This window comes from Streptomyces sp. NPDC002580 (assembly GCF_042889485.1).
In the GTDB taxonomy this organism is placed as follows: Bacteria; Actinomycetota; Actinomycetes; order Streptomycetales; family Streptomycetaceae; genus Streptomyces.
The window spans coordinates 265,609-279,600 of sequence record NZ_JBIAQZ010000012.1 but is presented as its reverse complement, the minus strand read 5'-3'; the positions used below and the strand labels follow the sequence as shown (position 1 = coordinate 279,600).

The 13,992-nt window shown below is 73.3% G+C and carries 7 protein-coding genes; 3 read left to right on the top strand and 4 right to left on the bottom strand.

The window, feature by feature from the left end; genetic code table 11:
- Window positions 1-157: 157 nt before the first annotated feature.
- The gene (locus tag ACFYW7_RS32740; RefSeq protein ID WP_389509033.1) at window positions 158-3,103 is read left to right on the top strand and encodes a glycoside hydrolase family 3 C-terminal domain-containing protein; all 2,946 of its coding nucleotides are present in this window, start codon (window positions 158-160) and stop codon (window positions 3,101-3,103) included.
- Between the two features lie 260 nt (window positions 3,104-3,363).
- Here ACFYW7_RS32740 and ACFYW7_RS32735 read toward each other — a convergent pair whose 3' ends face one another.
- The 3 genes from ACFYW7_RS32735 to ACFYW7_RS32725 form a co-directional block, all read right to left on the bottom strand.
- Window positions 3,364-4,809, bottom strand: coding sequence for an aldehyde dehydrogenase family protein (locus tag ACFYW7_RS32735; protein ID WP_389509031.1), 1,446 nt, complete (start codon window positions 4,807-4,809; stop codon window positions 3,364-3,366).
- 512 nt (window positions 4,810-5,321) lie between these two features.
- Window positions 5,322-6,998, bottom strand: a complete 1,677-nt coding sequence (locus ACFYW7_RS32730) for a PucR family transcriptional regulator (RefSeq protein WP_389509030.1) — start codon at window positions 6,996-6,998, stop codon at window positions 5,322-5,324.
- 201 nt (window positions 6,999-7,199) lie between these two features.
- A complete protein-coding gene (locus tag ACFYW7_RS32725) occupies window positions 7,200-9,344 on the bottom strand; it encodes an ATP-binding protein (RefSeq protein WP_389509028.1) in 2,145 nt (714 codons plus the stop codon).
- 302 nt (window positions 9,345-9,646) lie between these two features.
- Here ACFYW7_RS32725 and gabT point away from each other — a divergent pair, with 302 nt between their 5' ends.
- The gene (gabT, locus tag ACFYW7_RS32720; protein WP_389509026.1) at window positions 9,647-10,981 is read left to right on the top strand and encodes a 4-aminobutyrate--2-oxoglutarate transaminase; all 1,335 of its coding nucleotides are present in this window, start codon (window positions 9,647-9,649) and stop codon (window positions 10,979-10,981) included.
- 568 nt (window positions 10,982-11,549) lie between these two features.
- Window positions 11,550-12,191 (top strand): phosphatase PAP2 family protein, encoded by a 642-nt coding sequence (locus ACFYW7_RS32715; protein WP_389509024.1) that lies wholly within the window; start codon window positions 11,550-11,552, stop codon window positions 12,189-12,191.
- Here ACFYW7_RS32715 and ACFYW7_RS32710 read toward each other — a convergent pair.
- The gene (locus ACFYW7_RS32710; RefSeq protein ID WP_389509150.1) at window positions 12,130-13,887 is read right to left on the bottom strand and encodes a chitinase; all 1,758 of its coding nucleotides are present in this window, start codon (window positions 13,885-13,887) and stop codon (window positions 12,130-12,132) included. The genes ACFYW7_RS32715 and ACFYW7_RS32710 overlap by 62 nt on opposite strands.
- Window positions 13,888-13,992 lie beyond the last annotated feature (105 nt).

The window sequence follows — 13,992 nt, the reverse complement described above, 5'->3', positions numbered from 1 at the left end:
GAGGTCTCGCCCAACGGAACTGTTCCGCCTGGCACTTGACCTCATGGCCGGTAAACGGAGTTGGTTCGCCCGGGAGTCTTGACACCCGCCCCTCGGCCGATCGAGCATCGAAGCGCTTCGAAAGTGCCTCGTCGTTCCATCGCAAAGGGATCGCCACGTGACCGCAGAGACGCCACCCACGCCGCCGTTCCGTGACACGAGCCTGCCGTTCGCGAAGCGCATCGACGACCTGTTGGCGCGGCTCACCCTCGACGAACGGATCGCGTTCCTGCACCAGTTCGTACCCGCCGTCGAACGCCTCGGGATACAGGCCTTCCGCACCGGCCAGGAGGCGTTGCACGGGGTCGCCTGGACGGGTCCGGCGACGGTGTTCCCCCAGGCCGTCGGCCTGGGGGCGACCTGGAACGACGAACTCGTGCGCCGGATCGGGCAGGCCGTCTCCTCGGAGGTCCGCGCGATGCGCGCCCACGACGACCGGGTGGGCCTCAACGTCTGGTCCCCCACGGTCAATCTGCTGCGCCACCCGCTGTGGGGCCGCAACGAGGAGGGCTACTCGGAGGATCCGGCCCTCACCTCGGCCATCGCCACGGCGTACACCCGCGGACTGCGCGGCGACCACCCGGTCCGCTGGCGTACGGCGCCGGTCCTCAAGCACTGGCTCGCGCACAACAACGAGACGAGCAGGGACACCTCGTCCGCCTCCGTCCGCCCGCGCGTGCTGCACGAGTACGATCTGCGGGCCTTCCGCGCCACTGTCGAGGCGGGCGCCGTCGCCGGCGTGATGCCCGCCTACAACCTGGTCAACGGCCGCCCCAACCACGTCTCGCCGTATCTGCGCGAGCACCTGCGCGGCTGGACGGACGAGGAACTGCTGGTCTGCTCGGACGCGGGCGCGCCCTCCAACCTCGTCGACTCCGAGCACTACTTCGACACCCACGAGGAGGCCACCGCCGCGGCCCTCCTCGCCGGGGTGGACAGCTTCACCGACCACGCCACGGACAGCTCGCGGATCACCGGACGCGTCCGGGGCGCCCTGGCGCGCGGCCTGCTGAGCGAGGCGGACATCGACGCCGCGGTCGGCCGCCAGCTCTCGGTCCGCTTCCGGCTGGGCGAGTTCGACCCGCTCCCCGGCACCGGCACCGGGGAGTTCGACGGCGGGGAATTCGACGCCGGGAGGTTCGACGCCGGGGAGTTCGACACACCCGCCCACCGCGCGCTCGCCCGCGAGGCCGCCGAGCAGGCGATCGTCCTCCTGAAGAACGACGGCCTGCTGCCTCTGCGACCCGGCGCCCGGGTCGCGGTCGTCGGCCTGCTCGCCGACGAGTGCAAGCTCGACTGGTACAGCGGAACGCTGATCCACCGCTCGACCCCGCTGGAGGGCCTGTACGAGCGCTTCGGCGCCGAGCAGGTGGACTTCGCCGAGGGCGTGGACCGCGTACGCCTGCGGACGTCGTCCGGGGAGTACCTCGCGGTCCCGGCGGCCGACGACGCTCCTGACGAGGTGCGCGGCGCCGAGGGTGCCCTCGACCCGGCGCTGCTCATGGGCCGCACGGACCTGTCGCCGCTGACCACCGGCGCCGTCGGCACCGAACTGGCGCTGGTCGACTGGGGCGAGGGCGTCCTCACCCTGCGCGCCCCCGACGGCCGCTACCTCTCGGTCGCCGACGACGGCCTGGTCCGCGCCTCCGCCGACCAGCCGGGCGGCTGGGTGGTCCAGGAGACCTTCCGCCTGGAGCCGTCCGATTCCCACGAGCGCGGCCACCTCCTGAAGCACACCGGGACGGGCAGGTACGTGTGTGTCGCCGCCGACGGCGTGAAGGTTGCCGGTGCGGACGCAGGGAGCGCCGAGATCTTCGAGCTGGAGCACGGCGAGCGCGGCGAGGACGCGGTGGTCCGTGCCGCCGCCTCGGCCGACGTGGTCCTCGTCGTCGCGGGCAACGACCCGCACATCAACGGGCGGGAGACCGAGGACCGTACGACCCTGCGGCTGCCCGCCCATCAGGAGCGGCTGCTGCGCGCGGCCCGCGCGGCGAACCCGGACACGGTGCTGGCCCTCGTCTCCTCCTACCCGTACGCGGTCGACCCCGCCGATCTGCCCGCCGTGCTGTGGACGGCGCACGGCGGGCAGGCCTCGGGTATCGCGCTGGCCCGCGTCCTCGCCGGTGACGTGTCCCCCGCGGGGCGCCTGCCGCAGACCTGGTACGCCGGGGACGACGACCTGCCCGGCCTGCTCGACTACGACGTGATCGGCGGCCGGCAGACCTATCTCTACTTCGAGGGCGCCGCGCTGTTCCCGTTCGGACACGGCCTGTCCTACGCCCGCTTCGCCTACGCGGACCTGCGGATCCACCGGGCCGCCGACGCGGACGCGGACGCGTTGACGGTCTCCTGCGCCGTCACCAACACCTCGACGGTGCCCGCCGACGAGGTCACCCAGCTCTACATCCGCGCCGTCGCTCCCTCGGTGCCCCGCCCGCGCCGCGAGCTGGCCGCGCACCGGCGCATCCGGCTCGCGCCGGGCGCCTCGACGACCGTCACCTTCGAACTCCCGCTCTCCGCCTTCGAGTTCTGGGACGTGGCGCACGGCCGTCGACGGCTGGAGCCGGGCGCGTACGAGCTGCTGGTCGGCGCCTCCAGCGAGGACGTCCGGCTCCGCGCGACCGTGGAACTCGACGGCGAACCGGGCTCACCCCGCCCCGTCCGCGAACTCGGCCTGCGGGCCGCCGACTTCGACGAGCAGCGGAACACCGTCATCGTCGACCTGACGAGGGAGGCGGGCGAGGCGGTGACCCCGGCGGGCGACGGGACGGGCGAACTCCTCTACCGGGACTGCGACTTCGCCGACGGCGTCACCCGGGTCACCGTCGAGGTCGCGGGCGAGGGCGTCGTCGAAATCTCCCTGGACGGCGGCCCGTCGGCCGCCTCACGTGCCGCCGGAGGCCCGGTGGACGGTTCGCCGCCCACCGAACTCGCGCTGGACGCGACGCGGGGGCCCTACGACTACCGCACCCTCAGCGCGGCGTTCACCGCCGACGGTGTGCACGACGTCCACCTCGGACTGCGCGGCCGCGTACGGCTCGCGCACGTCGGCTTCTCCGGCTGAGGGTCCGGAGGAGCCGGCAACAGGGGTCCGGCACCGGAAGGCATCGGCGCCGGACCCCTTCTCGCCGACCTTATCTGAAAACGATTGTCACTAGACCGCCGTTTTCGGTCACGTCCCGACGGCCCGACGGCCACGTCCCGGACGTCGCGTCCCGGCGCCCCCGCCGTCACGCCCTGGCGGACCGCCGTCGCGTCCCGACACGCCGACGGCCCGAGCCCCCGCACAGCGGGCTCGGGCCGTCGGCTTCGGTGAGGTCCGCGTCAGAGGGCGAGACCCGTGAGCACGAGCACCCGCTCGTAGGTGTAGTCGTCCATCGCGAACCGGACGCCCTCGCGGCCGACGCCGGACTGCTTGGCACCGCCGTACGGCATCTGGTCGGCACGGTAGGAGGGCACGTCGCCGATCACGACGCCGCCCACCTCCAGCGCGCGGTGGGCGCGGAACGCGGTCTGCAGGTCGTGCGTGAACACACCGGTCTGCAAGCCGTACTTGGAGTTGTTGGCGGCGGCGAAGGCATCGGCCTCGCCCTCCACCCGCTGCACGGTGAGGACCGGTCCGAAGACCTCCTCGCAGGAGATCGTGACGTCGGCCGGCACGTCGGCGAGAACGGTCGGCGCGTAGGAGGCGCCGTCCCGCTTGCCGCCGGTGAGCAGCGTGGCACCGGCCTCGACGGCCTCGTCCACCCAGGACTCGACGCGCTGGGCGGCGGCCTCGCTGACCAGCGGGCCGACGTCCGTACGGTCGTCGGACGGGTCGCCGGTGACCTGGGCCTCGACGGCGGCGACGATGCGCGGCAGCAGCCGGTCGTACACCGACGCGTCCGCGATCACGCGCTGCACCGAGATGCAGGACTGGCCGCCCTGGTAGTTGGAGAAGGTCGCGATCCGGGTGGCGGCCCAGTCCAGGTCCGTGTCGCTCGCGAAGTCGCCGAGCACGACGGCCGCGCCGTTGCCGCCGAGTTCCAGGGTGCAGTGCTTGCGCGGCACCGAGTCCATGATCGCGTAGCCGACCGTCTCGGAGCCGGTGAAGGAGATGACCGGGAGGCGCTCGTCCTGGACCAGTGCGGGCATCTTCTCGTTGGCGACGGGCAGGATGCTCCACGAACCGGCCGGGAGGTCGGTCTCGGCCAGCAGGTCGCCGAGGATCAGGCCGGACAGCGGGGTCGCGGGCGCCGGCTTGAGGATGATCGGGGCACCCGCGGCGATGGCCGGGGCGACCTTGTGCGCGCACAGGTTCAGCGGGAAGTTGAAGGGCGCGATCCCGAGGACGACGCCCTTGGGGAAGCGGCGCGTGAGGGCGAGCCGGCCCTGGCCGCCCGCGTCGGTGTCGAGGCGCTGCGCCTCGCCGCCGTTGAACCGGCGGGCCTCCTCCGCGGCGAACCGGAACACGGACACCGCGCGGCCGACCTCACCCCGGGCCCACTTGATCGGCTTGCCGTTCTCGGCGGAGATGAGCTGCGCGATCTCCTCGGTGCGCTCGGCCAGCCGGCGCGAGACATGGTCGAGGGCGGCGGCACGTACGTGGGCCGGGGTGGCGGCGAACTCGTCCCGCACGGCGTGGGCCGCGGCCACGGCCTCCTCCACCTGCGCCTCGGTCGGCACGCTGACCTGGCCGACGATCCGGCCGTCCCACGGCGAGGTGACGTCGAACGTGGTCTCACCGGTGACCTGGCGGCCGGCGAGCCAGAAGGCGTGGGTAGAAGTCATGTGCGAGTCCCGGCCCTTCCATGGTGGGGGTGTCCGCAGGGGTGTTTCTGGTGGTCCTGCGCTTTCGCGTCCACGGTAGGGCCGGAGCCACCACCGACGGTTTGTCCGACGCGTAGCAGTCGGGGAGAGCGCTTCGCCGGTTTGGCCTGATCGCACCACCGCGTGCCGTGCCACCGGCGGTGGGCTTCCCTCGCACGAGGGCGGGATGGGGTTGTCCCCGGCGGGGGCCGGGCAGGACTGCCGGACGCCGGCGCGGACGGGGTGGGCCGACGCGGCGCGGACAAAGCGGCCCGGCGCGCACGGGGTGAGCCGGTGCGGCGCGGACGGGGTGGGCCGAGACGGCCCGGGCCGGGCAGGGCGGCGCCACGTCCGAGGGACAGGGCGCCCGGCAGGGCAACCGGACCCGGACAGGCCGGCGCCACGTCCGAAAGGCAGGGCGTCCGGGGCCGGGCGGGCCTGGAATCAGCTGTGCCGGATCAGGGAGGTCCCCGTCCCGGACGGGGCCGCTCCGCTCATTCCCCGGGGGCGCTCGTGGCCTTCAGGGCCAGCCAGAGTTCCATCCGGACGTCCGGGTCGTCCAGTGAGCGTCCGAGGATCTCCTCGACCCGGCGCATGCGGTAGCGCAGCGTGTGCCGGTGGACCCCGAGGTCGGCCGCCGCCGCGTCCCACTGTCCGTGGCGCGACAGCCACGCCCGCAGCGAGGCGACCAGGTCCCCGCGCCCGGTGGCGTCGTGTTCGTGCAGGGCCCGCAGGAGACCGTCCGCGAAGGCCCGTACCGCGTCGTCCGCCAGCAGCGGCAGCACCGACCCGGCGGCCAGCTCCTCGTGCTCGACGAGGAACCGGCCCCGCCGTCGGGCGACGGACAGGGCCTGTTCGGCCTGCTTGTAGGCGGCGCGCGCGGCGATCGGGCCGGCGGGGGCCGAGAGTCCGACGACGAGTTCGTCGGGGTTCCCGGCGGCTCCGGCCTTCCCCGCGGGCTGTTCGCGGGGAACGGTCCGTGCCGCCTCCAGTGTCGCGGCGTGGTCCCCGCAGGCCGTGACCGCGGCGCCCCCGTCCACCGCGAGGACCACCAGCCGCTCCCCGTCGGGCACGGCCAGCACCGCCTCCCCGGAGCGCGCGGCGGCGGATTCGACCAGCTCGGCGAGACCGCCCAGCGGATCGCCGTCGGCGCCGGGCCCGGCGGCCGCGGGCTTCGTGGGCGCGGCCGCGCCCACGCGCGCCCGCCCGTCGGCCTGCGCACGCCCCGCCGACGCGGACACCGACTCGGCGATGATCAGCCGGAAGGGCGCGTCGAGCAGTTCGCCGTAGAGGTCCCCGGCGACGGCCCGGGCGTGGTCGGACTCCCCGGCGAGCAGCATCCCGAGCACGGCCGCGCCGATCCGCTGTTCGGCGGCGTGCAGGGACCGCGACCGCTCGGTGGTGAGCGTGAGCAGGGCGATCGCCGAGTGCACGGCGTAGCGCTCGGCGGTGCCGAGGGCTCCGGCGGTCCCGACGGCGAGCGCGGCGCGCGGCCTGCGCCCCGTCCCGAGGGAGTGCAGTTCGACGCGGTCCTCGCCGCCCACCACCGCGCTCGCGGGCGCCGGCCGCTCCCGCAGCCGCTCCACGTCAGGGGTGAGCCGGGCGGCCCGGCGCCCCGCCCAGTCCGGGGCGGTGGCGACGACGGCGCCGGACGCGTCGTAGAGCGCCGCCCAGCCGTCGACCTGTGCGGCGAGCGCGCCGAGCAGTCCTTCGGGCCCGTCGTTCAGTGCCTGCTTGGTCAGTTCGCGCTGTGCGGCGAACCCGGCGGTGACGGCCCGGTACTGGTCCGCGGCGATGGCGGCGGACACGGCCTTGCTGATGGCGAGGAACGGGGTGCGCCGGGGCACTTCGAGGAGCGGCAGCCCCTCCTCGTCGGCCGCGTCCACGAGCGCTTTGGGGATCTCGTCGTAGTTGACCCCGACCGCGAAGCCGAGGCCGACCACTCCGGCGCCGGCCAGCCGCTTCACGTAGCGCCGCATGACGTCGGGATCGTCCGCGTCCAGTGTGAGGGCGGTGATCAGCAGCAGTTCCCCGCCCTCCATGTACGGCACGGGGTCGGCGAGCTCGCTGACGTGCGCCCAGCGGACGGGCACGTCCAGGCGGTCCTCACCCGCGCGCACCGTGAGCTTGAGCGCGGAGTGGTGCACGAGCGAGGCGAGCGTGGGGGGCATGAGGCCTTCAGGTCTGTGTGATCTCTGTGATCTTTTGTCCGCCGCGTATGAACGGCCTGGGGCAATTCTGCCTCACCGTACGGTCGACGCGTGACCTCATGCCCATACGCCCAGCTCAGCGGACCGGCCTTCGATCGTCCCGCTCAAAGGCCCTGATCGGTCCTTCCCGGAGTCCGTGATCAGGCCTGCCCGGAGGCCCGATCAGTCCCGCAGATCCACCAGCAGCGGCGGCGCGTGCTCGCCCTTCACGCTGGTCAGCGACAGCACGGCGTGGCCCGGCGGCACCGCGTGGGCCAGCTCCGAGGCGGACCAGCGCTCCCGCTCGACCTGGCGCACGGTGATCGCCCGGGCGGTCGGGGCGTTGCCGGTGATCACCCGGCGCAGCATGTGCACGGCCTTGCCCGCCGGGGTCTCGGCGATGATCTGCCGGTCGGTGACGTCGCGGGCCTCGATCCACTCCTTGCCCCAGACCTCGGCGAAGTCCTGCCCGTCCCAGGGGGTGAGTCCGGAGAGCGCCATCCGGCATCCGACGGCTCCGAGCAGGGGGCTGCGCAGCGGGCGGGGCGCGTCGTCGAGGGTGCGCAGGGTCAGGACGGCGCCCGCGTTCCCCGATCGCAGGCGCTGGATGCCCCGGACCGCCTCGGGGGTGACGACGCCGGTCGCGTCGTCGAGGACCAGGCAGGCGAACAGCGACCGGTCCTCGCGCACCGCGACGCTCGCCGTGAACTGGGCGAGCACCAGCCGCGCGAGGATCCGGGAGGCGTCGGCGTGACCGCGGGCCGGCAGGTCGATGCGGACCCGCACCGGATGGTCGAGGGCGCGCAGCGAGAAGGGCCGCGACTGTCCCGAGGTGTCGAAGAAGCCGGCGAACGCGGGCCGGTCCAGCAGCGCGACCCGGTCGGAGAGGACCCCCGCGACATCGCCCGGCTGCCCCGACTGCCGCTCGCGGGCGTCGAGTTCCCTCAGCAGGGAGGCGTGCCCGGTGTCCTGGAGGCCCTTGCGGAGCGCGCCGAGGGGGCCGGGGGTGCCGTCGAGCAGCTGCCGCAGTTCGGGCACGGACGGGAACCTGCCGTGGACGGCCTGGAAGGGGCCCAGCAGCTGGGCGAGCACGGTGGTGGACCGCCGGCTGTCGCCTCCCGGGTGCGGGTCTGCGAGATCACCGACGAGCGCCTCGGCGAGTACGGCCGCGGCCTCGTCGGGGTCGGTGGTCCCGCCGTACAGGTCGAGGTCGTACACGGACTCGGGATTCCCGATCCGTACGACGACGTCGTAGGCGTCGACGGGTCCGAGCCCGGCGCCCGCCGCGCCCACCACGACCACCGCGGCCCGCCCCGCGAGGGCGTGCAGGCACAGCGACTCGGCGAGCGGCCACACGACGCCCCCGGTCTTGCCCGATCCGGGGGGACCGACGGCGAGCAGCGAGGTGCCCAGCAGATCGGTGCCGAGCGCGAGTCCGGTGCCGCGGTAGGCGTAGGGATTGCGCGGGTCGTCGGCGGTCGTGCCGAGCCGCACCTGTCCGGTGACGAGGTCGTGGCGGGCGAGCCGTCCGGGCAGATCGCGTTCCCCGGACGGGTGCAGACAAGCGGCGGAGCCGTCCTTGAGCACCGCCCCGGTGAAGGTGGCGAGGCTGTGCCGTCCGCTGCGCACGCCCTGCCAGGCCCTCGCGATCCGGGCGTGGTCGACGTCGCGCATCAGTCCGGAACGGGCCTCCGCGGCGAGCCGGTCGGCCGCGTCGGCGGAACCGGCGGCACGGAGCTGGTTCCACTCGACGGGGTCGTCCTCGGGGGCGGGCGGGCGTTCGGCCACGGGGGCGGCCCGCCGCCACGCGGGAAGCCCGTAGCGGCGCCAGACCTCACCCCATCGGCCCAGCCGGCCGACGACGATCATGATGATCAGGGCGATCAGCGTGTAGTAGCCGTACCAGAGGAACGCGTTCCCGAGGCGGTCCTCGCTGTGCCGCCAGGAGTCCGGGGTGAACAGTTCCAGGGGCAGCACCCACCAGCCGCCCAGATAGCCGTTCCAGAGCAGCGACCAGATCAGCCAGCCCACGAGGAAGGCGATCACCGCCCCGCTCAGCAGCTGCCGGGCGGGGATCCGCTCCGGTTCCTCCTCCGGCCGCGGCCGGTGCCCGAACCGCCACACCCCGGGTGCCGCCTCCGGCCTGGGCGCGCGCACCCAGGCGGCGAACGCCGACCCGTCGGGCAGCGGCGGCGGTCCGGGCGCCCGGGCGGGCCGGGGCGGCACGGACGGCAGGTCCGGTACCGCGGCCCCGTCCGGCGGCCCCGCCGGGCGCGGCACCGGACCGGCGTGTGTGCCCCGCGCGTCCTGGGTCCCGTCGCTGTCCATCGCCCTTGCCCCCTGACCAGCCGATCCGTGCGTCGTCCGCGAGTCAATCTAGTGCCCCCGCGGGGCGAGTTCACCGTTTACGCGGCCGCTCCCCGCCCGGGAGCGGACGACCGGACGCCGACTCCTCTATGTCCATCACGGACAACGGATTCCCCCGACAACGCCCACATGGAACATGCCGACCCCCCTCCCCCGGCTCTAGCCTGCGAAGAAAGAAGGCAAGCGTCCGAAAACACCCCCGCCCGGACCACCCCGCGTCGCCGGGGGACCGTCCGGTTCGCAAGATCATCAGGGAGCCCCTCATGACCGCACTTCCGCAGGAGCGCCGCGTCGTCACCGCCATCCCCGGCCCGAAGTCGCAGGAGCTGCAGGCCCGGCGCACCGCCGTGGTCGCGGCCGGTGTGGGGTCGGTGCTCCCTGTCTTCACCACGCGCGCCGGCGGCGGGATCATCGAGGACGTCGACGGCAACCGCCTCATCGACTTCGGCTCCGGCATCGCCGTGACGTCGGTCGGCGCGAGCGCCGAGGCCGTCGTGCGCCGCGCCTCCGCGCAGCTCCAGGACTTCACCCACACCTGTTTCATGGTCACGCCGTACGAGGGTTACGTCGCCGTCGCCGAGGCGCTCGCCGAGCTGACCCCGGGCGACCACGCCAAGAAGTCCGCCCTGTTCAACTCGGGCGCCGAGGCCGTCGAGAACGCCGTCAAGATCGCCCGCGCGTACACCAAGCGCCAGGCGGTCGTCGTGTTCGACCACGGCTACCACGGCCGGACGAACCTGACGATGGCGCTGACCGCCAAGAACATGCCGTACAAGAACGGCTTCGGCCCGTTCGCGCCCGAGGTCTACCGCGTGCCGGTCGCCTACGGCTACCGCTGGCTGACCGGCCCGGAGAACGCGGGCGCCGAGGCCTCCGCCCAGGCCATCGACATGATCAACAAGCAGATCGGCGCCGACAACGTCGCCGCGATCATCATCGAGCCGCTGCTCGGCGAGGGCGGCTTCATCGAGCCCGCGAAGGGCTTCCTGCCGGCGATCAGCCAGTTCGCCAAGGACAACGGCATCGTCTTCGTCGCGGACGAGATCCAGTCCGGCTTCTGCCGTACCGGCCAGTGGTTCGCCTGTGAGGACGAGGGCATCGTCCCCGACCTGATCACGACCGCCAAGGGCATCGCGGGCGGTCTGCCGCTCGCCGCCGTGACGGGCCGCGCCGAGATCATGGACGCCGCGCACGCGGGCGGTCTGGGCGGCACCTACGGCGGGAACCCGGTGGCCTGCGCCGGTGCGCTCGGCGCGATCGAGACGATGAAGGAGCTCGACCTCAACGCCAAGGCGAAGAACATCGAGTCGGTCATGAAGACCCGCCTCGGCGCCATGGCCGAGAAGTTCGACATCATCGGCGAGGTCCGCGGGCGTGGCGCCATGATCGCGATCGAGCTGGTCAAGGACGCGGCCACCAAGGAGCCGAACCCGGAGGCGGCCGGCGCGCTCGCCAAGACCTGCCACCAGGAGGGCCTGCTGGTCCTGACCTGTGGCACCTACGGCAACGTGCTCCGTTTCCTGCCGCCGCTGGTCATCGGCGACGACCTTCTCAACGAGGGCCTCGACATCATCGAGCAGGCCTTCTCCCGCATCTGATCTCCGCGACGCCGCGGCACCGGAACCCGGAACACCGTCCACGGACGGATTCCGTTCGGTTCCGGTGCCGCGGCGTTCCCGGTCGGGGCGTGTGAAGAAGGTGTGCGAGGTGCATGACGGGACGCGATTCCGTCTGTCGGAGCCGCACCCGCTGCCGTAGGTTCTGACCAGATCAGCGATTCACCTCGCCCACAGGGGACTGTGGGCGACACCGGGCCGAGGCTTCCCTGGTCTCGATCCTGGCCGTGCCCTCGCGCACACACCCGGAGCCCCGGCTCCGGTTCTCCTCACCGATCGGACAGCCGCCCGCCCCAAACCCCCCGGGGCGCGCGGCATTCCGATCCGGACGGCCGCCTCGGAACCACCCCCCCCTGTTCCGGGGCGGCCGACCTTCTCCCTTTCCTCTCCTCGCCCGTCCTGGGTCCGTTCCTGTTCCGCACGCGTGCGGCTCGGGCTCGGAGACGACACGCGACGCGTGCCGCGGTCCGCCCGGCGCTCGCGGCCGCCCCGCGCGACACCGGACGCGGCCCCCGCCCGCTCGGCAGACCCGTAGTGACAGGCTGTCCCCATGCCTCTCCTGCTCGGCCTGCTCGCCCTCGGCTTCCTGCTCATCACCTGGCAGGTCGTGACGGGCGGCCCACTGGCGGGCCTGGACGAACGGCTGAGCGGCACGCTCGTCCACCCCGACCGGTTCTCCGAACTGCTCGCCGACCTGGGCGGGGTCCAGGTGGCCGTTCCGGTCCTCGCCGTGGCGCTGGGGTACGTCGCGTGGCACCGGCGCGCCGCGGGTCTGGACCGGTGGTGGCTGCCGTCGGCGGCCGCGGCGGTCCTGATGGCCCTCGTCCCCGCGCTGGTCGTGCCGCTGAAGGAACTCGTGGCCCGCCCGGGCCCCCCGGTCATGGGGCCCGGCACCGGCTTCTACCCTTCGGGACACACCGCCACCGCCGTCGTCGCGTACGGTGCCGCGGCGCTGCTCCTCCTCCCCCTGCTGCGCACCGCGATCACCCGCCGTCTGGTGTGGTCCGTCTGCCTGACCGTGAACGCGTGCGTGGCCTACGGCCTGGTCCGGCGCGGCTACCACTGGCCCCTGGACGTGGCGGCCAGCTGGTGCCTCTGCGCGGCGCTGCTGGGTTTCCTGTGGCTCTTCCTCAGCCGAAGTACGCGTCGAAGTTCCGCGAGAACTCCCACCCGCCGAACCGGTCCCAGTTGACCGACCACGTCATCAGTCCGCGCAGGCCCGGCCAGGTTCCGTGCGGCGCGTACGAACCGCAGCCGGCCTTCTTGGTGAGGCAGTCGAGGGCCTTGTCCACCTCGGACGGGGAGACGTACCCGTTGCCGGCGTTGGTGGTGGCGGGCATGCCGATGGCGATCTGGTCGGGGCGCAGGGGCGGGAAGACGTTGCCCGCGTCGCCCGCCACCGGGAAGCCGGTCAGCAGCATGTCGGTCATCGCGACGTGGAAGTCGGCGCCGCCCATGGAGTGGTACTGGTTGTCGAGGCCCATGATCGAGCCGGAGTTGTAGTCCTGGACGTGCAGCAGGGTCAGGTCGTCGCGCAGGGCGTGGATCACGGGGAGGTAGGCGCCGGCGCGCGGGTCCTGGCCGCCCCACTTGCCGGTGCCGTAGTACTGGTAGCCGAGCTGGACGAAGAACGTCTCGGGGGCCATGCTCAGGACGAACTTCGAGCCGTACTTGGCCTTCAGGGTCTTCAGCGCCGAGATGAGGTTGACGACCACCGGGGTGGTCGGGCTCTTGAAGTCGGTGTCGCTCGCGTCCAGGGAGAGCGAGTGGCCCTCGAAGTCGATGTCCAGGCCGTCCAGGCCGTAGGTGTCGATGATCTTCGAGACCGAGGAGACGAAGGTGTCGCGGGCGGCCGCGGTGGTGAGCTGGACCTGGCCGTTCTGGCCGCCGATCGAGATCAGCACCTTCTTGCCGGCCGCCTGCTTGGCCTTGATCGCGGCCTTGAAGTCGGCGTCGCTCTCCGCCGTGGGGCACTCGGTGACCGGGCAGCGGGTGAAGCGGATGTCGCCCGAGGTGGTGGACGTCGGCTCGCCGAAGGCCAGGTCGATGACGTCCCAGCTGTCGGGCACGTCGGCCATGCGGGTGTAGCCCGCGCCGTTGGCGAAGCTCGCGTGGAGGTAGCCGACGAGGGCGTGGGTGGGGAGGTCCGAGGAACCGCCGCCACCGCCCGGGCCCGCCGGCGTGGTCGCGGTCACCGTCGCCGATCTCGCGGACTCGCCCGCGTCGTTCGTCGCCGCGACCTGGAAGGAGTACGCGGTGGAGGGGGACAGGCCGCTCACGGTCGCCGAGGTTCCTGTGGCCGTCTGCACCTTCGCTCCGTCACGGTAGACGGCGTAGCCGGTCGCGCCGCCGACCGCCGTCCAGGACAGGCCGACCGTCGAGGAGGTGACCGTGCCGGTCCTGAGTCCGGTGGGCGCGGCGGGCGGCTGTCCCGCGTCGACGCCGGGTCCGGTCAGCGACAGGTCGTCGGCGTAGTAGGCGCCGGTGCCGTACCAGCCGTGGGTGTAGATCGTCACCTTCGTGGTGGTGGCGCCGGTGCGGAAGGTGGTGCTCAGCTGCTGCCAGTCGGCCGCGGACGGGGTCCAGGTGCTGACGTCGGTCGTCCCGGTGCCGGTCGCGCCGAGGTAGACGTAGGCGCCGCGGACGTGGCCGGAGAGGGTGTACTGCGCGTCGGGTTTCACCGTCACGGTCTGCGAGCACTGCGCGTTGTCGCTGCCGGCCGGGGTCGCCTTCAGCGCTGAACCTCCGCTTCGGACCGGCGAGTCGACCGTGGCGCCCGCCGTGCAGGTCCAGCCGTCGAGGCCCGACTCGAACCCGCCGTTCCTGGCGAGGTCCGCGTCGGCCGCCCGGGCGGACGACGAGAGCGCGACGAGGCCGGGTACGGCCAGGGCGGTGGCCGCGCACGCGGCGAGAAGCCGCCGTCGACGCGGCGTGGATGGTCTGTCGGGTCCGGTCCGGTTCACGACTGCCTCCGGGCATGGGGGAATTGGAGG